General features: G+C 69.7%; 17 protein-coding genes. 11 read left to right on the top strand and 6 right to left on the bottom strand.

Going from position 1 to position 21834, the window contains the following annotated elements; genetic code table 11:
- Positions 1-26 precede the first annotated feature (26 nt).
- The 3 genes from AB0H36_RS10905 to AB0H36_RS10895 are packed head-to-tail and all read right to left on the bottom strand — an operon-like array spanning position 27 to position 3238.
- Entirely contained in the window at positions 27-1760 is a 1734-nt protein-coding gene (locus tag AB0H36_RS10905) for an ABC transporter ATP-binding protein (protein WP_360519924.1), read from the bottom strand.
- Positions 1760-2425 (bottom strand): helix-turn-helix domain-containing protein, encoded by a 666-nt coding sequence (locus AB0H36_RS10900; RefSeq protein WP_360519922.1) that lies wholly within the window; start codon positions 2423-2425, stop codon positions 1760-1762. The genes AB0H36_RS10905 and AB0H36_RS10900 overlap by 1 nt, the downstream gene beginning before the upstream one ends.
- A 42-nt stretch (positions 2426-2467) precedes the next feature.
- Complete coding sequence (locus AB0H36_RS10895; protein WP_360519920.1) at positions 2468-3238, bottom strand: TetR/AcrR family transcriptional regulator; 771 nt, start codon at positions 3236-3238, stop codon at positions 2468-2470.
- A 171-nt stretch (positions 3239-3409) separates the two neighbouring features.
- Between AB0H36_RS10895 and AB0H36_RS10890 the strand changes: the two genes are divergently transcribed.
- From AB0H36_RS10890 to AB0H36_RS10845, 10 genes are all read left to right on the top strand, one after another.
- Positions 3410-5296, top strand: coding sequence for an ABC transporter ATP-binding protein (locus AB0H36_RS10890; RefSeq protein ID WP_360520191.1), 1887 nt, complete (start codon positions 3410-3412; stop codon positions 5294-5296).
- Positions 5297-5348: 52 nt separating this feature from the next.
- The gene (locus AB0H36_RS10885; RefSeq protein ID WP_360519918.1) at positions 5349-8369 is read left to right on the top strand and encodes a DEAD/DEAH box helicase; all 3021 of its coding nucleotides are present in this window, start codon (positions 5349-5351) and stop codon (positions 8367-8369) included.
- Positions 8366-9529 carry a hypothetical protein gene (locus tag AB0H36_RS10880; protein WP_360519916.1) on the top strand — a complete coding sequence of 388 codons (1164 nt, stop codon included), beginning with the start codon at positions 8366-8368 and terminating at the stop codon, positions 9527-9529. Before AB0H36_RS10885 ends, AB0H36_RS10880 begins: the two co-directional genes overlap by 4 nt.
- 182 nt (positions 9530-9711) lie before the next feature.
- Positions 9712-10200, top strand: coding sequence for an N-acetyltransferase (locus AB0H36_RS10875; protein WP_360519914.1), 489 nt, complete (start codon positions 9712-9714; stop codon positions 10198-10200).
- Between the two features lie 211 nt (positions 10201-10411).
- Positions 10412-12103 carry an ABC transporter substrate-binding protein gene (locus AB0H36_RS10870; protein WP_360519912.1) on the top strand — a complete coding sequence of 564 codons (1692 nt, stop codon included), beginning with the start codon at positions 10412-10414 and terminating at the stop codon, positions 12101-12103.
- A complete protein-coding gene (locus tag AB0H36_RS10865) occupies positions 12100-13053 on the top strand; it encodes an ABC transporter permease (RefSeq protein WP_360519910.1) in 954 nt (317 codons plus the stop codon). The genes AB0H36_RS10870 and AB0H36_RS10865 overlap by 4 nt, the downstream gene beginning before the upstream one ends.
- On the top strand, positions 13053-13937 hold the full coding sequence (locus AB0H36_RS10860; protein WP_360519908.1) for an ABC transporter permease: 885 nt from the start codon (positions 13053-13055) through the stop codon (positions 13935-13937). The genes AB0H36_RS10865 and AB0H36_RS10860 overlap by 1 nt, the downstream gene beginning before the upstream one ends.
- A complete protein-coding gene (locus tag AB0H36_RS10855) occupies positions 13934-14944 on the top strand; it encodes an ABC transporter ATP-binding protein (protein WP_360519906.1) in 1011 nt (336 codons plus the stop codon). Before AB0H36_RS10860 ends, AB0H36_RS10855 begins: the two co-directional genes overlap by 4 nt.
- Positions 14941-15924, top strand: coding sequence for an oligopeptide/dipeptide ABC transporter ATP-binding protein (locus AB0H36_RS10850; RefSeq protein ID WP_360519904.1), 984 nt, complete (start codon positions 14941-14943; stop codon positions 15922-15924). The genes AB0H36_RS10855 and AB0H36_RS10850 overlap by 4 nt, the downstream gene beginning before the upstream one ends.
- Positions 15921-17678, top strand: coding sequence for a gamma-glutamyltransferase (locus AB0H36_RS10845; protein ID WP_360519902.1), 1758 nt, complete (start codon positions 15921-15923; stop codon positions 17676-17678). Before AB0H36_RS10850 ends, AB0H36_RS10845 begins: the two co-directional genes overlap by 4 nt.
- On the opposite strand, the gene AB0H36_RS10840 is transcribed toward AB0H36_RS10845, so the two are convergent.
- Positions 17660-18340 (bottom strand): GntR family transcriptional regulator, encoded by a 681-nt coding sequence (locus tag AB0H36_RS10840; RefSeq protein WP_360519900.1) that lies wholly within the window; start codon positions 18338-18340, stop codon positions 17660-17662. The two genes, AB0H36_RS10845 and AB0H36_RS10840, sit on opposite strands and share 19 nt — an antisense overlap.
- Positions 18341-18438: 98 nt before the next feature.
- Between AB0H36_RS10840 and AB0H36_RS10835 the strand changes: the two genes are divergently transcribed.
- Complete coding sequence (locus tag AB0H36_RS10835) at positions 18439-19302, top strand: GNAT family N-acetyltransferase (RefSeq protein ID WP_360519898.1); 864 nt, start codon at positions 18439-18441, stop codon at positions 19300-19302.
- Here the strand turns inward: AB0H36_RS10835 and AB0H36_RS10830 are convergent.
- Together AB0H36_RS10830 and AB0H36_RS10825 are read right to left on the bottom strand one after the other, a co-directional pair.
- Positions 19297-19653 (bottom strand): hypothetical protein, encoded by a 357-nt coding sequence (locus AB0H36_RS10830; RefSeq protein ID WP_360519896.1) that lies wholly within the window; start codon positions 19651-19653, stop codon positions 19297-19299. The two genes, AB0H36_RS10835 and AB0H36_RS10830, sit on opposite strands and share 6 nt — an antisense overlap.
- A 58-nt stretch (positions 19654-19711) precedes the next feature.
- A complete protein-coding gene (locus AB0H36_RS10825) occupies positions 19712-21475 on the bottom strand; it encodes a M1 family metallopeptidase (protein WP_360519894.1) in 1764 nt (587 codons plus the stop codon).
- Positions 21476-21834: the final 359 nt, after the last annotated feature.

Here is a 21834-nt window from a genome sequence, read left to right as displayed (position 1 = left end):
CTCAATGGTGAACTCGCTCCGCTCCTTCACGCCGCCTCCTCCGCGGATCGCTGGGACTCGACGATCTCGACGTACGTCGGGCAGCTCTCGAGCAGCTCGTCATGCGTGCCGGTGCCGACGATCGCGCCGTCCTCGATCACGACGATCTGGTCGGCGTCCACGATCGTCGACACGCGTTGCGCCACGATCACCACGCATGCCTCGGCCGTGACCGGTCGCAGCGCTGCCCGCAACCGGGCGTCGGTGGCCAGGTCGAGAGCGGAGAACGAGTCGTCGAACAGGTAGATTTCCGGTTTGCGGACCAGCGCCCGGGCGATCGCGAGCCGCTGCCGCTGACCGCCGGACACGTTCGTGCCGCCCTGCGCGATCGGCGCGTCCAGCCCCTCCGCCATCGCCTCGACGAAGTCCTTGCCCTGGGCAATCTCCAGCGCCGTCCAGAGCTCCTCGTCGGTAGCGTCCGGGTTGCCGTAGCGCAGGTTGCTGGCGACGGTCCCGGAGAACAGGTACGGGCGTTGCGGCACCAGGCCGATCCGCTCCCACAGGGCCTCCGGCTCGATGTCACGGACATCGATGCCATCCACCAGGACCCGGCCCGCGGTCGCGTCGAACAACCGGGGAACCAGCGACAGCAGCGTGGTCTTGCCGGCGCCGGTGCTGCCGATGATCGCAGTCGTCCGGCCCGGCGAGGCGACGAAGCTGATGTCGCGCAGCACCGGCTCGGCCGCGCCCGGATACTGGAACGAGGCGTTCTCGAAGACCAGCTGCCCGCGACCGGTGAAGGTCCGGATCGGGGTGACCGGCGGCCGCACCGAGGACTCGGTGTCGAGCACCTCGCCGATCCGGTCCGCGCACACCGAGGCGCGCGGCACCATGATCATCACGAACGTCGCCATCATCACCGAGAACAGGATCTGGATCAGGTAGCTCAGGAACGCGGTCAGCGCGCCGACCTCCATCGTCCCGTTCTCCACCCGGGAGGCGCCGAACCACAGCACCGCGATGCTGGACAGGTTCAGGATCAGCATCACCACCGGGAAGACCAGCGCCATCAGCCGGCCGGCCTTGATCGCGGTGTCGGTGAGGTTCTCGTTCGCCTCGCCGAACCGCTCCACCTCGTGCGGCTCGCGGACGAACGCGCGGACCACCCGGATCCCGGTGATCTGCTCGCGCAGCACCCGGTTCACGCCGTCGACGTTCTTCTGCATCCGGCGGAACTGCGGGACCATCCGGCTGGCGATGAAGCCGACCGACGCCGCCAGCAACGGCACCGCGACCGCCACCAGCCAGGACAGGCCGACGTCCTCGCGGACCGCCATCACCACGCCGCCGACCATCGTGATCGGCGCGGCCACCAACAGCGTGCAGGTGGTGACCACCAGCATCTGGATCTGGGTGACGTCGTTGGTGCTGCGGGAGATCAGCGTCGGCGCGCCGAACTGGTTCACCTCACGGGCGGAGAACTCCCCGACCCGGTGGAACACCGCGGAGCGCAGGTCCCGGCCCAGCAGCGCGGCCGTCTTGGCGCCGAAGTAGACGGCGAACACCGTGCAGATGATCTGCACCAGGCTGACGGCAAGCATCCAGCCGCCGGTCTCCATGATGTAGCCGGTGTCGCCCTTGGCCACGCCGTTGTCGATGATGTCGGCGTTCAGGCTGGGCAGGTAGAGGGAGGCGATCGTCCCGATCAGTTGCAGGACGACCACCATGGTCAGGTTTCCCGCGTACGGCCGCAGGTGCGTACGCAAGAGTCGCAATAACATCAGGCATCCCCAGAGTCGTTGGTGCGAGGGCCGTCGAGTGCGAGCTCGGCGACCTCACGGGCGGCCGGCCGGTCGCTGTCGCGCTGCCGAAGACCGTCGAGGGCGAAGTCGACGATCTCCTCGGCGGACAGCACCGTGCCGCCCGAAATCATTGGGTGGGTTGCCGAGAAGGTGATCAGCCCGATCCGGCGGACCACCTCCTCGGGCGGGAAGCGCAACTGGTCCGCGTCCGGCCGGAGCAGGTCGGCGAAGGCCAGGTTGGCCAGGTCGGACTGCCGTTTGCGGCGAGCCTCGTCGAACGCCGAGCCCTTGAACTCCGGCGGGCGCCGCATCCGCAGCGCGAACAACAGCTTGAAGACACTCCGCAGCCGGTTCTGGCTGATCTCGACGGCGGCAACCATCCGCTCCCGCAACGGCAGCGAGCGGTCGACCTGCTCCAGCGCGGTGATCAGGTCGGAGCTGTCGAACGCGGTCGCCATCGCCGCGTCGACGAGCGCGTCCTTGCTGCCGAAGGCACGGAAGATGGTGCCCTCGGCGATCCCGGCCGCCTCGGCGATCTGCTTGGTGCTCACCTCCACGCCGAACTCCTCGAGCAACGGCAGCGCAGCTTTGACGATGGCCGCGCGTCGCTCGTCCGGTGGCAGTGGGGTCGCTCGTGGTGTCACGCGTTCGAGGTTAACTGAGTGAGTACTCACTCACAACTACAATTAATCTTTCGGCCCAGACCGGTTCTCCACCAGCGCGGATACGCCGTCCAGGAGCCGCGCCAGACCGTACTCGAACGCATGATCGGAGTCGTACGGCGCCTCGAACTCATTCCCGACCGCGGTCCCGACCCGCGACGCGAGCGGGAACTTCTGCGCGTCGCCGATCTTGTCCAGGTGCGGCACGTGCGCCAGCCACCACTCCTTGTCGGTCATCCCCGACCGCTGGATCACCTGCCGCGCCTCCACCGCGGTCCGTACGGCGCCATGCACGTACCCGTTGACCAGGGCGACCGTGTCGTCCATCTCGATGTCGGTCAGGCCGATCCCCTCGACGGCCGACAACTCGTACTCGTACTTCGCCATCACGTGCGGGCCGAGCGGTGGCCGGCTGATCGCGACCTGGAGCAGCCACGGGTGACGCAGGTACAGCTCGCGGTTCTCCCGGGCGACCTCGTCGAGCTTGGCGCGCCAGTCGCCGTCCACGTCGCGTCGCGGCAGCTCGCCGTACACGGTGTCGAGCATGACGTCGAGGAGCTCGGCCTTGCCCGGGACGTAGCGGTACAGCGTCATCGCGCCGACGCCGAGCTCGTCCGCGACCCGGCGCATCGACATGCCGCCGATCCCCTCGGCGTCGGCTATGCGCAGCGCGGCCTCGACGATGCCCTCGACGGTGAGCGCCGGCTTGGGTCCGCGGGTCGGCTGCCGGCGGCGGCGCCAGAGCAGCTCGAGGCTCCTCGCCGGGTCGCCGCTGCCGCTGTGCTCGGTATTCATGTGCATGGCTCTCCCGGACCGGCTACAGTTACTTCGTACAGTGTACCCAGTTAGGTCCCGAGTTGACCTCAAGGATTGTTGAGGTTCTAGCGTCGGAAACTGTCGGTGGTCTGCGAGATCATCGGCACTCCCCGACCACCGAGCTGCCGGAGTCTCGCCGTGAGTATGGAAATGACCGCGTGGACGTCGATGTACCACGCGATGCACCGACAGGACGAGAAGCGACCCTTCTCGCGCGCGACGCTGAAACGGATCCTCGCGTTCGCGCGGCCGCACCGGCGCGCGCTCGTCATGTTCCTGCTGCTGAGTGTCGGCGCGGCGGTCCTCGCGGTCGCCACGCCGGTGCTGGCCGGGCGGGTGGTCGACGCGATCGTCGGTGGGGAGGCCGTCAGCACGGTGCTGTGGCTGGCCGTCCTGATCGCGATCATCGCCGTCGCCGAGGCCGGGCTGGGCCTGCTGACCCGGTGGCTGTCCGCGCGGATCGGTGAAGGGCTGATCCTCGACCTGCGCACCGCGGTGTTCGACCACATCCAGCGGATGCCGATCGCCTTCTTCACCCGCACCCGGACCGGTGCGCTGGTGTCGCGGCTCAACAACGACGTGATCGGCGCACAGCGCGCGTTCAGCGACACGCTCTCGGGCGTGGTCAGCAACCTCGTGATGCTGGTGCTGACGCTGGTCGTGATGCTGCGCGTGTCGTGGCAGATCACTCTGCTGGCGCTGGTGATCCTGCCGATCTTCGTCGTACCGGCGCGCCGGATCGGGAACCGGCTGGCCGCGCTGGAGCGCGAGGCGGCGAACTACAACGCCACGATGAGCACGCAGATGACCGAGCGGTTCTCCGCGCCGGGCGCGACGCTGGTCAAGCTGTTCGGCCGGCCGGCGCGGGAGTCGGCGGAGTTCGCGATCCGGGCGCGGCGGGTGCGGGACATCGGCGTGCGGACGGCGATGGTGCAGTGGGTCTTCGTGACCTCGCTGACGCTGGTGTCGGCGCTCGCGCTGGCCGTGGTCTACGGGCTGGGCGGGTTCTACGCGTTGCGCGACCAACTCGACGCGGGCGCCGTGGTGTCGATGGCGCTGCTGCTGACCCGGCTGTACTCACCGCTGACCGCGCTGGCGAGTGCGCGACTCGAGGTAATGACCGCGCTGGTCAGCTTCGAGCGGGTATTCGAGGTGCTCGACCTCGAGCCGCTGATCAAGGACAAGCCGGACGCCGGGAAGGTGCCTGCCGGACCGGTTTCGGTCGAGTTCTCGCATGTGCACTTCGCGTACCCGTCGGCCGACAAGGTCTCGCTGGCGTCGCTCGAGGAGGTCGCGAAGCTCGACACCCGCGGCGGGGTCGAGGTGCTGCACGACGTATCGTTCCGCGCCGAGCCTGGTCAGATGGTCGCGCTGGTCGGCTCGTCCGGCGCCGGCAAGTCGACGATCGCTCAGCTCATTCCGCGGTTGTACGACGTTGACTCCGGGACGGTGAAGCTGGCGGGCGTCGACGTACGGGATGTAAGCGCGGAGTCGTTGCGGGAGACGCTCGGCATGGTGACACAGGACGGGCACCTGTTCCACGACAGCATCCGGGAGAACCTGCTGCTCGCGCGGCCGGAGGCGGCCGAGGACGAGCTGTGGGACGCGCTGTCTCGGGCCCGGTTGGGTGACCTGATCAGGTCGTTGCCGGATCAGCTGGACACGGTCGTCGGCGAGCGCGGGTACCGGTTGTCCGGTGGTGAGCGGCAGCGGTTGACGATCGCGCGGCTCCTGCTGGCGCAGCCGCGGGTCGTGATTCTCGACGAGGCGACCGCGGCGCTCGACTCGACCAACGAGGCCGCTGTCCAGGCGGCGCTCACCGAAGCGCTGGAGGGCCGGACTGCAGTAGTCATCGCGCACCGGCTGTCGACGATCCGGGCGGCCGACCAGATCCTCGTGATCGAGGCCGGGCAGATCGTGGAGCAGGGCACGCATGCGGATCTGCTGGCTGCGGGCGGTCGGTACGAGGAGCTGTACCGCACCCAGTTCGACCAGCCGGGCGCCGGTCCGACCGACGCGGAGGTGCTCACGGTCTGAGGTACGGCGGGATCCGGTGTCAGGAGTGCCATGAGCTAGGAGGGTGTTGGGGTTGGCGGTAGCGGGACAGCAGGAGTTGGCGGGTTGTGCGGTGGTCTTCAAACCGGCCGACCCACCACGAGACGGCCGAGTGTGCTTCTGGAACCCGGACGGCGGTGAGCTCCCACTCGGTGTCGGCGAGCAGACCCACCTCCAACTGGTCGTCGACTCCGAGCTGCGCTCGGTCCGCGCGATCGAGCTCCCGGTAGCGGAAGCCGTCCCGGTCCTCGGCCGCTGTCGCCAAGCCACCGCCGCCCATCCCTCAGCAGCCTTCTGGGGCGGCGCCGCCCTGATCGCCCTCCAACTCGTCGCCCGGGGCAAGCTCCTCCCCGGCGTCTCCCCCACCGGCCACGACGCCTGGCGAGTAGGCCCCCTCGACACCACCGACATCAACCGCGTGCTGTCGCTGGCCGAAGCCATGCCTCCTACTGCCCGATCCCTCCCCCTGGAACCACATCCCGGCGCGACCGTCGGCAGCTCGACCGCAGGCGCTCCCACCTCACACGCGGTTGTTGGTGCTGCAGCCACCGAACCCGGTGCGTCCCCGACGGGCGGCACCACCCGTGCTGCAACTGGCGTTGCTTCCACGACGAGCGGTGTCGCCGGTGCTGCAACTGGCGAGGCCGGTGCTTCCACGACGGGTGGTGTCGCCGGTGCGGCGACCGGCGAGGGCGGTGGTTCCGGCTCCGGTGGGGTTGCCGGGGTGCGGTTGCCGGTGGCTGAGGAGTTGGTTCGGAGTTTTCTCGATGCTGTGGCGGATGGGATGCCTCGGTCACCGGCTGCGGCCAAGGCTCACAAGACTCAGCTGTTCACCAGCACCGTGCCTCAGCGAGCCGACCGACTGCGGTCGTGGGCTGATGAGGTGGCAGTCGGGCTGGACAGTGGGGTTCGGATCTCGTTGCGGGTCGAGTTGCCGGAGACGATGGCGTTCCGGGCGGTTGTGCAGCTGCATAGCCTGCAGGATCCGACGCTGGTGCGGGATGCGGATGACGTGTGGGCGGAGGACGTCGCCGGGTTCGGGCCGCGGGCGCGGATCGACGCGACGCTCGCGATTCGGCGGGCCGGGCGGGTGTGGGCGCCGTTGGCCCGGCTGCTGGATTCCGCCGTACCGGATAGGATGGAGTTGTCCGACGAAGAGGTCGCTGACCTGCTCGCGGGCGGGGCGCAGCGCCTCGCCGCGGCCGGGGTCGACCTGCACTGGCCGCGCAGCCTGGGGCGAGCCCTCACCGCGCGCGCTGCGATCACCTCGTCGGACGGTCCGCCCAGCGATCTCCCGAGATTCTTCGGCGGCGACGCAACCCTCGACTTCAGCTGGCAGGTTGCGCTCGGCAACGACCCCCTGACCGCGGCCGAGATGGACCAGCTGGCCGAGGCGACCCGCCCGGTGGTCCGGCTGCGCGACCAGTGGATGCTGATCGACCCCGACCTGGCCCGCAAGGCCCGCGAGCGGATCCTCAAACCGGTGACCGCGATCGACGCACTCGGCGCCGCGCTCACCGGCAGCACCGAGATCGACGGCCGCCAGATCGCGGTCAAGCCGACTCAATGGCTCGAGGAGCTCCGCGCCCGGATCGCCGACCCCGACCGCGCCGACGAGCTCATCGAAGCGCCGGACAACCTGCGGGCCACCCTGCGCGACTACCAGCTCCGCGGCCTCCGCTGGCTGGCCCGGATGACTTCGCTCGGCCTCGGCGGCTGCCTCGCCGACGACATGGGTCTGGGCAAGACGATCACCCTCATCTCACTCCACCTCCACCGCCAGAACTCCCCCGACACCGCCGGCCCGACGCTCGTCGTCTGCCCGGCCTCGCTGCTCGGCAACTGGGAGCGCGAGGTCCAACGCTTCGCGCCGGGCACACCGGTACGCCGCTTCCACGGGTCGGCTCGGTCCCTCGACGGCGCCGATGACGGCTTCGTGCTGACGACGTACGGCACCTTGCGGCGAGACGCCGTACGGCTCGCTGCTCACCCCTGGGCGCTCGTCGTCGCGGACGAGGCGCAGCACGTAAAGAATCCATCGTCCAGTACGGCGAAGGCGCTGCGGACGGTGCCGTCGCAAGCACGAGTGGCTCTGACCGGTACGCCGGTGGAGAACAACCTCTCCGAGTTGTGGGCGATCCTCGACTGGACCACGCCCGGGCTGCTCGGCCGGCTCGGCACGTTCCGGAACCAGTGGGCCACGCCGATCGAAGCCGACAAGGACGAAGAGGTCGCCGAGCGGCTGGCCAAGCTCGTCCGCCCGTTCCTGCTCCGCCGGCGCAAGTCCGACCCGGGCATCGCGCCGGAGCTGCCGCCGAAGACCGAGACGGATCAGCCGGTCTCGCTCACCCGTGAGCAGGCTGTGTTGTACGAGGCAACGGTTCGCGAGCTGATGGCCGAGGTGCAGGCCAGCGACCGGATGGCGCGGCGCGGGCTGATCGTGAAGCTGCTGACCGGGCTGAAGCAGATCTGCAACCACCCGGCGCAGTACCTGAAGGAGAACGTCGAAGCCCGGCTGACCGGCCGCTCCGGCAAGCTCGAGCTGCTCGACGAGCTGCTCGAGACGATCGTGGCGGAGGACGGCGCCGTCCTCGTCTTCACGCAGTACGTCGCGATGGCGAGACTGCTCGAGCGGCATCTGGCCGACCGTGGCATCGGCACGCAGTTGCTGCACGGCGGGACGCCGGTGCCGAAGCGCGAGGAGATGGTCGAGCGGTTCCAGGCGGGCGACGTACCGGTGTTCCTGCTGTCGCTGAAGGCGGCCGGGACGGGGCTCAACCTGACCCGGGCCGATCACGTCGTGCACTACGACCGGTGGTGGAATCCGGCGGTCGAGGACCAGGCGACCGACCGGGCGTACCGGATCGGTCAGACCAAGCCGGTCCAGGTGCACCGGTTGATTGCCGAGGGCACCATCGAGGACCGGATCGCGGCCATGCTGGCGAGCAAACGCGAGCTGGCCGAGGCCGTCCTCGCGGGTGGCGAGGCTGCGCTGACCGAGCTGTCCGATGCCGAGCTGGCCGACCTGGTCGAGCTGCGAGGTGGGCTGCGATGACTGAGGCACGAGGGTTCCCGCCGTTCGAGGCGCAGCGGCGGAGCACGCGCGGACGGTCGTGGTGGGCGCGGGCGTGGGTGCAGGCGCTGGAGGACACATCGCTGGACTCGGACCAGCTGCGGAAGGGCCGGCGGTACGCGAACTCCGGGCAGGTCGGGACGATCACGATCAGCCCGGGGCGGATCGCGGCGACGGTCTACGCGCCCGAGGACACCTATGAAGCCGTCGTGACGGTCGACGAGTTGAGCGCGGACGAGTGGAGCCGCTTCCTCGACCAGGTCGCCGAACGCGCCGGTCACATCGCGGCGTTGCTGGACGGCGAGATGCCGCACGACCTGGTCGAGGCGGCGGCCGATGCCGGGGTGCCGCTGCTGCCGGGCATCGGGGATCTCGACTCCAACTGCACGTGTGACGGCTGGGAGCTGCCCTGCCAGCACGCCGCCGGCCTCTCCTACCAGGCGGCCTGGCTCCTCGACTCCGACCCCTTCGTCCTACTCCTCCTCCGCGGCCGCTCCCGAGAATCCCTCCTGAACCAACTCCAGAGCCGGAGTCAACCACCGGCCGCCGAGGTCCAGCAGCCGGGGCTGTCACCGGATCAGGTGCTTGGCACGTCGGTTGGTGCTTTGCCTGAGGTGCCTGGGTTGCCGGGGAAGGTGACGGTGGATGAGTTGGCGGTGAGTGGGATCGAGGTGCCGCAGGGGATGCCGCCGGGCACGTTGGCACTGCTGGTGCTTGATGCGTCTCGGCGAGCGCGGGCGCTGCTCAACGCGCTGCTGCACGGGACGCCGGAGCCGCAGGTGCTCGACGAGTGGCAGGACGGCGTACGCCTGGCCGCCGACTTCCCCGAGCTCGCCGACGCGCTCGCCGACGAGAAACTTGCTCTGGGCATCCAAGCCTGGAGGTACGGCGGCGCACCCGGCCTCGACGTGCTCGAACACACCTGGACCCCGGACCCGGCAGAGCTGGCCCGCGCCCGCACCGAGCTCACCGCCGCCGAGCTCACCGTCGAAATCCGCGACAACCGCATCACCGTCGGCGCCAACACCCAACTCCGCCTGGACCACCACGGCCGCTGGCACCCCTACCACCGCATCGACAACACCTGGACCCCCACAGCCCCACCATCCACCGACCCACTGGCTGCGCTGACGGATTGGTAAAACCACGTGCACAGAACCACCCCGACCAGCTAACTTGTCCCCGACTTCGGAGTCTCGAGGAGGTGGGTTGATGACCGTGTCAGCGGGCGCTGTCGCGTGCGCGGCAGCCATTCCGGTCATCCAACTCACCTAGGGCCCCGTGACGCGGGGCCCCTTGCCCGAAAGGGATTCCGTTGTCCTTCATGTGGAAGACCCGAGCCGAGACGAGCGCGGAGATCGAGACCATCCGGGAGCTGACCCGGCAGGCGTTCGGGCGGCAGTTCGAGGTTGACTTCCTCGACGCGTTGCGTGCCGACCCGATCGCCTGGATCGACGGGCTGTCGTTCGTCGCGACGCACGACGACCGGCCGGTTGCGCATGCGTTGCTGACTCGCTGTCACGTCGGTGACGCACCGGTGCTGTCACTCGGGCCGGTGGCAGTGCTGCCGCCGTACCAGCGCAAAGGGGCCGGCAGCGCGGCCATCCGAGCGGCGCTCGACACGGCGCGTGATCGTGGTGAGCAGTCCGTGGTCGTGCTCGGGCACGCCGAGTACTACCCGCGGTTCGGCTTCCGGCAGGCCACCGAGTTCGGCATCCATCACCCCGAGTACGACGGGCCGAACCTGATGGCCCTGTCGCTCACCGGCGCCCCGCTGCCGCAAGGCGAGCTCCGCTATCCGGTGAACGCCTAGCCAACCCGCCCAGCCAACCCCTGGGGCCGCGAGACGGCCGCCGCGAGGGCGTGAACCACCCTCCGGCGGCCCGTCGGCGGTCGGCACTTGAACGTTCAGAACGAAGTACGGCCGGAACCGGTAAAAGGTTCACACAAACTCGCCGTTTCACTTGCGCACGTGCCTTGTATACATGAAACAGTCGACGAGACCGCCTACTCAGGAGCACCTGATGACTACTCGCCGACTTCTGTCCTTGCTGAACCGCTCCAGCTGGAGCCGTGGCCCGCGGTACGCCGGAGCGGCAGTCGGGGTGATCGCCCTGGCCCTGATCGGGACCGCCTGCTCCCCCGTCGAGCCGGCCGGGAGCGACTCAGGGGGCAGTGCCCAGCCGTCCACCGGGCAGGACGTCTTCGGCGACCCGGCGGACCCGGCGAAGGTGAAGCCGGGCGGCACGCTGACCGTTGCCCTGTCCGCGGACCCGGACAAGCTGGACCCGACGCTGTCGCGCAGCCTGTACTCGCGCTACGTCTTCCACACGATGTGCGAGAAGCTGTACGACCTCGGCCCGGACGCGAAGATCGTGCCCCAGCTCGCGACGGCGCTGCCGACCATCTCCCCCGACGGCCTGAGCCTCACGATCCCGCTCAAGCAGGGCGTGAAGTTCGCCGACGGCGGCACCATGGACTCGAACGCGGTGAAGGTCTCGATCGAGCGTGGCCTGACCCTGGCCGGTTCCGGCCGCAAGAGCGAGCTCGGCCCGATCGACAAGGTCGAGACGCCCGACCCGAACACCGTGGTGATCAAGCTGTCCAAGCCGTTCGCGCCGCTGACCGCCGCGCTGGCCGACCGGGCCGGCATGGTGCTCAGCCCGGCCGCGGTGTCCAAGCTGGGCGCGAACTTCTCCACCGCGCCGGTCTGCGCCGGCCCGTTCAAGTTCGCCAGCCGGGTGGCGCAGAACTCGATCAAGGTGGTCAAGGATCCGCTGTACTACGACGCCGCGAAGGTGCACCTGGACGCGATCGAGTATCGGATCATCACCGACTCGAGCATCCGCTCGGCGAACCTGAAGTCCGGTGACGCCCAGGTCGCCGACTCGCTGTCGACCCAGGACGCGCCGTCGCTGCAGGGCGACAGCAGCATGACCGTGCTGCAGTCGCAGTCGCTCGGCTACCAGGGCCTGACGGTCAACATCGCCAACTCGAACGGCATCGGGAACCCGCTCAAGCAGCTAGACACCCCGATCGCGAAGGAGCCGAAGGTCCGGCAGGCGATCGCGCTGTCGATCGACCGCGAGGCGCTGGTGAAGTCGATCTTCAACAACCTGAACACGGTCGCCTGCTCACCGGTCTCGCCGAAGAGCGAGTTCACCTCGGAGGCGGCCCAGGTCTGCCCGCCGCATGACCCGGCGAAGGCGAAGCAACTGCTGTCCGAGGCCGGCGTCACGACGCCGTACAAGGTCACGATGATCACCTCGAACAACCCCGACAGCCTGCGGCTCGCGCAGGCCCTGCAGGCGATGGTCAAGGAGGGTGGGTTCGACCTGGTGATCAAGCCGGTCGAGTACGCCTCACTGCTCGACCAGCAGGACCGCGGTGACTTCGAACTGCTCCAGCTCGGCTGGTCCGGCCGGGTCGACCCGGACGCGAACATCTACAACTTCGTCGGTTCCGAGGGCAGCCAGAACGTGGCCGGCTACAGCAGCCCCGAGATCGACAAGCTGCTCACCGACGCCCGCCAGTCGACCGACAAGGCCGAGCGGATCAAGCTGTACGGCGACGTCGTCACCAAGCTGCAGCAGGACGACCCGCTGATCTACATGTACCGCCAGCGCAACCTGACCGGCGTCTCGAAGAAGATCCTCGGCATCCAGGTCTACCCCGACGGTGTCCTCCGGGCAGCCTTCGCAGGGTTCGCCCAGTGAATCGGTATCTCCTCGACCGGTTGTGGCAGTCGATCGTCACGTTGATCCTGGCAACGATCGTGGTGTTCGCCGGAGTCCGCGCGCTGCCGGGTGACCCGGCCCTCGCCCTGGCCGGCGAGGACCGGGACCCGGAGTCGCTGCGGGCGATCCGGGAGCAGTACGGGCTGGACGACTCGATGCTGGTGCAGTTCTGGCAGTTCGTCAGCCACGCCGCGCGCGGCGACCTCGGCCAGTCGATCCGCACCGGCGAGTCGGTCACCACGATGATCGCGAGCGCCCTGCCGGTGACGATCGAGCTGTCCATCCTGGCGATCCTGATCGCCAGCGTGATCGGGGTCGGCGCGGGCGTCGTCGCCGCCGTACGGCGCGGCCGCCCGGCCGAGTGGGCCGCCAACGCGCTCGCCCTGCTCGGCCTGTCGGTGCCGAACTTCTGGCTCGGCCTGATGGCGATCCTCTACCTGTCCGTCGCGCTCGGCCTGTTCCCGGCGTCGGGGTTCGTGCCGTTCTTCAGCAACCCGATCGACAACCTGCACCACCTGATCCTGCCGGCGCTGATCCTCGGCACCGGCCTGGCCGCGGTGATCATGCGCCAGACCCGGTCGTCGATGCTGGACGCGCTGAGCGCCGATTACATCCGTACGGCGGAGGCGAAAGGGCTCTCGCCGCGCGCGGTGATCGGCCGGCACGCGCTGCGCAACAGCCTGATCGTGGTGATCACGATCGTCGGCCTGCAACTCGGCGCACTGATCTCGGGCGCCGTGGTGACCGAGCGGATCTTCGCGCTGCCCGGTTTCGGCAAGCTGACAGTGGACGCGGTCTTCCAGCGCGACTACCCGGTCATCCAGGCCGTCGTCCTGGTGACCGCGACGGCGTACATCGTGATCAACCTGCTCGTCGACCTGCTGTACTCGGTGATCGACCCGCGGATCCGGGTCCGGGGTGATGCCTGATGGCCATCACCGACGTCACCGTCACCGCAGGCACGCCGCTGCGCAGCAACCGGCGCCGAGTGGTACGGCGGATGCTCCGCAACCCGCTCGCGATCACGGGCCTCGTCGTCCTCGGGATCGCGGTGATCCTCGCGGTGTTCGCGCCGTGGCTCGCACCGCACGAGCCGACCCAGACCCAGCTCGACCGTGCGTTCGCACCTCCCGGAACGCCCGGTTACATCCTCGGCACCGACGACCTCGGCCGGGACGTGCTCGCGCGAATCATGTACGGACTGCGGGCGTCGCTGCACGTCGGCGTACTCGCGGTCGCCACGTCGCTGGTGGTCGGCGTGCCACTGGGACTGATGGCCGGGTACTTCCGGGCGATCGACGCGCTGATCTCGCGGTTCACCGACCTGGTGCTCGCGTTCCCATTCCTGATTCTCGCGGTCGGGCTGGCCGCGATCCGCGGCGCCAGCCTCGGCAACGCGGCGATCGCGATCGGCATCGCCCAGATCCCCGGCGTGATCCGGATCGTCCGGTCCGAGACGCTGCGGCTGAAGTCGCTCGACTTCGTCGCCGCCGCGATCGTCGAGGGCGCCGGCGACCTGTGGGTGCTGGGCCGGCACATCCTGCCGAACGCCGCCTCGGTCATCATCGTCCAGGCCACGGTCGCGATCCCGGCCGCGATCCTCGGCGAGGCGGTGCTGTCCTTCCTCGGCCTCGGCATCCAGCCGCCGGCGCCGAGCCTGGGCACGATGCTGTCCGACGCCCAGCAGTTCGCGGCCCGCGCTCCCTGGGCCGCCGTGATGCCCGGCCTCGCGATCATGCTGCTGACGCTGGCGTTCAACATCGTCGGCGACAGCCTGCGCGACGCGCTCGACCCGAAAGTGAGCCGCCGTTGAACAGCTCGATGAACAAGGACCGGATGCGGACGGTTCTCGAGGTCACGGACCTGTCCGTCAGCTTCCGGACCGAGGACGGCACGTTGTCGGCCGTCGACCGGGCCGGCTTCCAGGTCGGCGAGAGCGAAGTGCTGGCCGTGGTCGGCGAGTCCGGCTGCGGCAAGAGCGTCACAGCGATGAGCCTGGCCGGCCTGCTCCCCCGGACGGCGACGGTCGACGGGTCAGTGAAGCTCGACGGTCTTGAGCTGATCGGCGCCGACAAGCGGACGCTGCGCTCGATCCGCGGCCGTGAGGTGGCGTACATCTTCCAGGAGCCGATGACGTCGCTGAACCCGGTCTTCACCGTCGGCCACCAGATCGGCGAAGTCCTGCGGACGCACGTCGGCCTCAGCCGCCAGGCCGCGCGGGACCGGTCGATCGAGTTGCTCAGACTGGTCGGGATCCCGTCCGCCGAGCGCCGCGTCGGCGACTACCCGCACCAACTGTCCGGCGGCATGCGGCAGCGCGTGATGATCGCGATGGCCGTTGCCTGCGACCCCAAGGTGCTGATCGCCGACGAGCCGACCACGGCCCTCGACGTCACGATCCAGGCAGGCATCCTCGACGTACTGCGGGAACTGCGCGAGCGGCTCGGGACCAGCATCGTCCTGATCACGCACGACCTCGGCGTCGTCGCCGACCTGGCCGACCGAGTCGCCGTCATGTACGCCGGCCGCGTCGTCGAGACCGCGGAGGTGCATGAACTGTTCGCCCACCCGCAGCACCCGTACACGGCCGGCCTCCTCGGCGCGTCACCGGCCGCCGGTCGGCACGCCGAGACGCACCGCCTCAACGAGATCCCCGGCCTCGTGCCGGTCCTGTCCGAACAGCCCGACGCCTGCACCTTCGCCGACCGCTGCCCAAGAGCAACAGACACCTGTACGGCGTCCCAACCCCAACTGACACCCGGTCACCACCGAGTCGCCTGCTGGAACCCGGTCCGAGAGCCCGTCGAGGTGGTGTCATGACCGAGCTCGCTCTCGAGGTCGAGGACCTCGTCATGCACTTCGGGCCGGTGCGGGCCGTGGACGGCGTGACGCTACGGATCCGGCAGGGGTCTGTGGTCGCGCTGGTCGGTGAGAGCGGGTCTGGCAAGTCCACAGTCGGCCGGTGCATCGTCCGGCTGCTGGAGCCGACCGACGGGACCGTACGGCTCGCCGGTGCGGACATCACGCACCTCAACCGCCGGCAACTGCGTCCGCACCGGCGCGACGTGTCCATCGTGTTCCAGGACCCCGCGGGCTCACTCGACCCGCGGCTGTCGGTCGGCGACATCGTCGGCGAGCCGCTACGGCTCATGCGTCGTAGGGACATCGCAGCAAAGGTTTCCGAGTCGCTGCGCCGAGTCGGGCTGCGACCAGAGGTCGCACAGCGTTCTCCGCACGAGCTGTCGGGCGGTCAGCGCCAGCGAGTGAGCATTGCACGCGCGCTGATCTCGGAGCCGCGTCTGCTCGTGGCGGACGAGCCCACGAGTGCGCTGGACGTGTCAGTGCAGGCCGCAGTACTCAATCTGCTGGCTGACCTTCAGAGGGACCTCGGCTTTGCCTGTCTGTTCATCACGCATGACCTGTCAGCGGTGGAGTACCTGGCCGACGAGGTTGCCGTGATGTACCTGGGGCAACTGGTCGAGCACGGCCCGCGTGCACGCATCTTCGGTGCGCCTTCCCACCCCTACACCCAGGCTTTGCTCTCGGCAGCGCCCGTACCAAACCCGGCCGAGCAGCGGGGGCGCAAGCCGGTGCTGCTCGGTGACGACCTGCCCTCGGCGATCGACCCGCCGTCCGGGTGCCGCTTCCACACCAGGTGCCCGGTCGCGATCGACACATGCCGGACAGTGGTGCCGGAGCAACGCGTGATCGGAGAAGGTGGACACCAGGTCGCCTGTCATCTGGTCCGCGACGACGGCACCGGCCCCGACGTACGCACAGTAGAAGGAGTTGCCCCATGACCTTCACCACCCGGCCCACGCTGCGCGGCACGTTCGGGATGGTTTCGTCCACGCACTGGCTGGCGTCGCAGTCGGCGATGCGGATCCTGGAGCTCGGCGGGAACGCGTTCGACGCCGGGGCTGCTGCCGGGTTCGTCCTGCACGTGGTGGAGCCGCACCTCAACGGGCCGGGCGGTGAGGTGCCGGCAATCATCGCCACCGCCGACGACCCGACCCCGCGCGTGCTGTGCGGTCAGGGTGTCGCGCCGGCCGGTGCGACGATCGAGCACTTCCGGTCCCTCGGCCTGTCTCTCGTCCCCGGCTCCGGACCGCTCGCGGCGGCTGTGCCCGGTGCGGTCGACGCGTGGCTGCTCCTGCTGCGTGACCACGGCAGCATGCCGCTGCGCGTCGTACTGGAGCCTGCGATCGACTATGCCCGCAAGGGGCACCCGCTCGTGCCGCGGGTCGGCGAGACGGTGGGGACGGTGCAGGGACTGTTCGAAGAGCACTGGCCGACGTCGGCCGCGCTGTGGCTGCAGGGTGGGCGTCCGCCGAGCGGGATGTTCCGCAACGAGGCGTACGCCGCCACGCTCGAGCGACTCGTCTCGGAGGCCGAGGCGGCCGGTGCGGATCGCGTGCAGCAGGTCGAACGAGCTCGGACGGCGTGGCGGGAGGGCTTCGTCGCCGAGGCGGTCGACAAGTTCTCGCGGCTGCCGCACCGGGACTCCAGCGGCGCGGACCACGCTGGGCTGATCACCGGCGACGACATGGCTGGCTTCGAAGCGAGCTGGGAGGAGCCGGCCACACTCGACTGGAACGGGTACACGGTCGCCAAAACCGGACCGTGGGGCCAGGGGCCGGGACTACTGCAGTCGCTCGCCGTACTGAACGAGCTCGGTGACGTCGACCTGGACAGCGCGGAGGGCGTGCACACCACGGTCGAGGTGATGAAGCTGTCCTACGCCGACCGCGAGGCCTGGTACGGCGACGGCGCCGACGTACCGCTGAAGACCCTGCTCTCCCGCGCGTACGCCGCCGAACGGGCCAAGCTCGTCGGTCCGGACGCCTCGAAGGAGCTGAGGCCCGGCCGGCCGGACGGTCGCGAGCCGATCTTGCCGTCGATTGCTGTGAGCAACGACCTCGGCGACGCAACGACCGGCGAGCCGACCGTCTCCTCGGAGGGGGTGACCCGAGGCGACACCTGTCACGTCGACGTGATCGACCGGTGGGGCAACGTCATCTCGGCGACGCCGAGCGGCGGCTGGCTGCAATCCTCGCCGACGATTCCCGAGCTCGGTTTCTGCCTCGGGAGCCGGCTGCAGATGTTCTGGCTGGAAGAGGGTCTGGCGTCCTCGCTCGCACCTGGCCGGCGGCCACGGACCACGCTCACGCCGACGCTGGTGCTGCGTGACGGACAGCCGGTCCTCGCCTGTGGTTCGCCCGGCGGCGACCAGCAAGACCAGTGGCAGCTGCTCTTCCTGCTCCGCCACCTCGGCTCCGGCATGGACCTCCAGGAAGCCATCGACGCCCCGGCCTGGCACACCACCGGCTTCCCGTCCTCCTTCTACCCTCGCGCAACCGAGCCAGGCGGCCTGGTGATCGAAAGCCGCCTAGGCTCCGGCATCCGCGATGAGCTCATCCGACGCGGCCACGTCGTCACCGAAAGCGACGCGTGGAGCCTCGGCCGCCTATGCGCCGTACGCAAGGAAGCTGACGGCGTCCTGGCCGCGGCCGCCAACCCGCGCGGTATGCAGGGCTACGCGGTCGGCCGGTAAGTCTGGCCGTTGAGGGCTGCCTTGGCGGCGGCTTCGACGTGGAGGCGGGCGGCCCCGCTGGCGGCTTCGCGGTCGCCGGCGGCAATGGCATCGACCAGGCGGATGTGTTCTTCCCAGGAGTGCGGGGCACGTTGGGCTGCGCCGACGCGGAAGACCCAGTGGACGTGGTGGTACATCGCGGCCGACATCGACAGCAGCCAGCGGTTGCCACTGACCGTGATGACGGCGCGGTGGAAGGCGCTGTTCAGCTCGGCGACCCGGTCGAAGTCCTTGGCCTCGGTCGCCTCGCTGGCCTCGGCGAGCAATCGCCTCAGTCGCTCCACGTCCCGCGGCGTCGCCCGCTCGGCCGCGAGCCCGGCGGCCAGCGTCTCCAACTGCTCCCGTACGGCGAACAGGTCCCGGACCGCGACCTCGTCCAGCGTCACCACCACGGCTCCCCGCCGGGGCAGGATCCGGACGAACCCCTCGGCCTCGACCACCCGCAGGGCCTCGCGGACCGGGTTCCGGGAGACACCGAAGTCGTCGGCCAGCCGGGTCTCGGTCAACCGCTCGCCCTGGGCGTAGTCGCCGTCCACGATCCGCCGGCGCAACTCGGCGAGCACCTGCTCGCGCAACGCGACATGGTCGGCGCCGATCGTCCGTACCTCGCCCGTGTGGTCCACCCCACCGTCTCCTCTCCCCCGCTCGCCGTGTTCGCAGCACGCTAACCGATCCGGCGCCGGACCGGCACGTGCTCCCGGGGCGGCGTTATGTTGGCGGCTTGAGCATCCGACTGACGCCCCTGACCGATCCCGACTTCCGGCCGTTCAGCCGCCGGATCGGCTGGCTTGCCGCCGACCCCGACGGCAACCCGGTCGGCTCGGCGTTCCTCCGGCTGAACAGCCGCAAGTCCCAGGAGCACCTGGCCGAGCTCGAGGTCAACGTGCACCCGGCCGAGCGCCGGCGCGGCGTCGGCTCGCAGTTGCTCGACGCAGCCGTCGCCGCGGCTCGCGACCATGACGTCCGCCTGGTCCTCGCCGACGCCCGAGCCGACTCACCGGCCGACCACTTCCTCGAGCACCACGGGTTCACGATCGGGATGACGCTGATCTACGCGCGACTGCGGCTGGCCGACGCGCAGCCCGCCGTACCCGCGGCTCCGGGTTATCGGTTGGTGTCGTGGGTGGGCGTCGTACCGGACGAGTGGGCGCAGACGTTCACCGATGCGCGGGCCGGGATGGACGACGCGCCGACGGGCGGGATCGAGTACGGCGAGGACGCCTGGGACGTGGAGCGGACCCGCTACGCCGCCCAGGTGATCGAGCAGCGCGGTGAGCACCTGACCACGGTCGCGGCCGTCGACGAGTCCACCGGCGCGTTCGCCGGCTTCTCCGAGCTCGTCGTACCCGCCGACGGCAGCGGCGACGCCCAGCACTACGGCACCGCCGTACTCCCTGCCCATCGCGGCCACGGCCTCGCCCTGTGGATGAAGGCCGAGCAGATCCGCCAGACGCGCGACCGCTTCCCCGCCCTCGACGGCCTGCTGACCGACACCGTCAGCACCAACACTCCGATGCAACGCATCAACAAACGCCTCGGCTACGAGCCCACCCACACCGACCATCGCCGTCGGCTCGACCTATAGCAGGTCGGCCAGGCGGACCGATTCCTCGGCGAGCTCGACCCCGACGATCGTGGTCCCGTCGCGAGCCTTCTGGTCGATCAGCCAGCGAACCGGGTCGTGGCCGGTCCAGTGCACACAGGTGCGCCGTTTGAGCGTGTTGCCGCGGGCGAGTGCATCCGGCACCCACGGCAGCTTGGGTACGGCGAGACATGCGCCGACCGCATCGCACGTGCGCAGCAGCGTGCCGAGGTTGACGTCGTGCTTGGGCCACAGTGGCGCGATCAGCAGGTGATCCCAGCAGGAGTGGGACCTGGTGCGGCGTTGGCGTCTGAGGTCCTTCGGGCTCCGCACCCGGACCTGCGGGCCGCTCATCGAGCGGCCGGGACGACCCTCCCGACAGAGATCTCGTTCATCCGGTCAGGATACGCGACTACTGGCCCAGGATCTTCTGCACCGCGGCGGTCGTGATCGGGTGGTACCCGGGCCGCGCCTTCGCGAACACCTCCGCCGCGAACGCCCGGTCCGTCCCGGCCAGTGCCCGGTAGACCGGCAGCACCAGCTTCATCCGGCCGACCCGAGTGAGGAACGACGCCAGATCGGCGTACGACGCCTCATAGCTGCTGGCGGCAACGATCTGGTACCAGCGCCGGGCGATCTCGCCGTTCGCCGTACCGGTCAGCTGGAAGGCGCGGTCGAGCTGCTGCAGCTGGTTCGCGCCGAGCACGTCCGGCGCCGCGTCCAGGAAGCGCAGCCACTCCTGCGTCGTCCAGCCTCCCGCGGCCGGCAGCTCACCGGTCGCGAGCCAGCGGTCGCGCGCCTCGTCGACGGCCTCGAACCGTTCCGACACCGCGCGGCGCGCGAACGCCGGGATCCCGGGCTCATCCAGCCAGGCCGCCAGCTCGGCATCCGTCACCACACCGGGATTCGGGCTCAGCAAATGCGCGCGCAGGTGCGCGACGAAGTCCCCGGAGTTGATGCTCCGGAACGCGAAGCGGTCGAAGTACCCGCGCAGGAACGGGTCGAACACCTCCCGGGAGAACCGCTCCTCCAGCCAGGACAGGAACCACGACCCCTTCAGCGGACCGCACGACGTCGTCCCGTGGTACTCCGTGCCGTGGTTCAGCCCGGGCAGCTCCACCGCCAGCTCGGCCGGGGTCAGCGGGTCCAGCTTGACCACGGTCGCGTGCTCCTTGATCGCCGTCTCCATCACCGCGAACTCGGTGCCGTAGACCGCCTCGACGATCCGGTTCTCGACGTACGACGTGAAGCCCTCGTTCAGCCAGATGTCGTCCCAGCTGTCCTGGGTGACCAGGTTGCCCGACCAACTGTGCGCCAGCTCGTGCGCGACAACGCTGACGAGCGACTTGTCCCCGATCACCACGGTCGGCGTCGCGAACGTCATCCGCGGGTTCTCCATCCCGCCGTACGGGAAGGACGGCGGCAGCACGAGCAGGTCGTAACGCCCCCAGCGGTACGGGCCGAACAGCGCCTCGGTGACCCGCATCATCTCCTCGGTGTCGGCGAACTCGGTCGCCGCCCGCTTGGCCATCTCCGGCTCGGCCCACACGCCCGACCGCTCACCGATCGGCTCGAACACCAGATCTCCCGCGGCGATGGCCAGCAGGTACGACGGGATCGGCTCGGGCATCACCACGTCGTATGAGCCGGTACGGCGGGATATCGTGCCGTTGTCCGCACTCATCAGCACCATCAGCTCCGGCGGAGCGGTGACGTTCGCGGCGTAGCTGAACCGGACGCCCGGAGTGTCCTGCACCGGCACCCAGCTGCGCGCGTGGATCGCCTGCGACTGGCTGAACATGAACGGCATCACGCCGCCCGCGGTCATCGACGGCTCCAGCCACTGCAGGCCGGTCGCGGTCGGCGCGGTGCGGTAGCTGACCCGCACCCGCTCGTGCCGGTCGGTGCGGATGTTCAGCGCCGACCCGAGCTCCGGGTCGGGCACCGCCAGGCTGTACTCGAGCGGCTCCCAGCCATCCGCCGTCGCACCCTCGACCGCGAGCACTGTGAGGTCACGGGTGTCGAGCACGAACCGGTCACCGGCTCCGGTCCAGGCCAGGGTGTGCGTGGCAGAGCCGGCCAGCACCTTCTGCTCGAAGTCCAGCGTCAGGTCCAGCTCCAGGTGCGTGGTCCGAACCAGCGCAGGTTCGGCGTAGGAGTGGCGGTCGTGCGTCACGGATTGCTCCCCGAGTCAGGTGGTCCGACGAACAGTACCCACGGCGAGCCGGGTTCCGGCGGCCAATCTGAGCCATCCGCACCACCGTGCCAAAAGGCCCAGTTTTGATCAGACAGGCACCATGGAGGCATGTGGGCCGCCACCCGGCCACTGGCCGCCGTCCTCACCCTGCTGGCCACCGCCGCGTGCACCAGCCCGACCACCACGCGCGACCCGACCCCGTCGACCGCGCCACCTCCCACCACCGCCGCTCCACCCCCGCCAACCACCGCCGCTCCGCCCCCGCCAACCACCGCTGCGGCGCCGCCTCCGACCTCCGCCACCGCGCCCCCGTCACCGCGGCCCACGGCCTTCAACAG

The organism is Kribbella sp. NPDC050820 (assembly GCF_040653975.1).
Classification (GTDB): Bacteria; Actinomycetota; Actinomycetes; order Propionibacteriales; family Kribbellaceae; genus Kribbella.
This window is presented reverse-complemented; position numbering and strand designations above follow the sequence as displayed.

Bases quoted from the DNA above. Each gene is read 5' to 3' on its own strand.
- AB0H36_RS10905 (WP_360519924.1), bottom strand. From the start codon at position 1,760: ATGTTATTGCGACTCTTGCGTACGCACCTGCGGCCGTACGCGGGAAAC.
- AB0H36_RS10875 (WP_360519914.1), top strand. From the start codon at position 9,712: ATGTGGAAGACCCGAGCCGAGACGAGCGCGGAGATCGAGACCATCCGG.
- AB0H36_RS10850 (WP_360519904.1), top strand. From the start codon at position 14,941: ATGACCGAGCTCGCTCTCGAGGTCGAGGACCTCGTCATGCACTTCGGG.
- AB0H36_RS10895 (WP_360519920.1), bottom strand. From the start codon at position 3,238: ATGAATACCGAGCACAGCGGCAGCGGCGACCCGGCGAGGAGCCTCGAG.
- AB0H36_RS10880 (WP_360519916.1), top strand. From the start codon at position 8,366: ATGACTGAGGCACGAGGGTTCCCGCCGTTCGAGGCGCAGCGGCGGAGC.
- AB0H36_RS10890 (WP_360520191.1), top strand. From the start codon at position 3,410: ATGACCGCGTGGACGTCGATGTACCACGCGATGCACCGACAGGACGAG.
- AB0H36_RS10845 (WP_360519902.1), top strand. From the start codon at position 15,921: ATGACCTTCACCACCCGGCCCACGCTGCGCGGCACGTTCGGGATGGTT.
- AB0H36_RS10830 (WP_360519896.1), bottom strand. From the start codon at position 19,653: ATGAGCGGCCCGCAGGTCCGGGTGCGGAGCCCGAAGGACCTCAGACGC.
- AB0H36_RS10860 (WP_360519908.1), top strand. From the start codon at position 13,053: ATGGCCATCACCGACGTCACCGTCACCGCAGGCACGCCGCTGCGCAGC.
- AB0H36_RS10870 (WP_360519912.1), top strand. From the start codon at position 10,412: ATGACTACTCGCCGACTTCTGTCCTTGCTGAACCGCTCCAGCTGGAGC.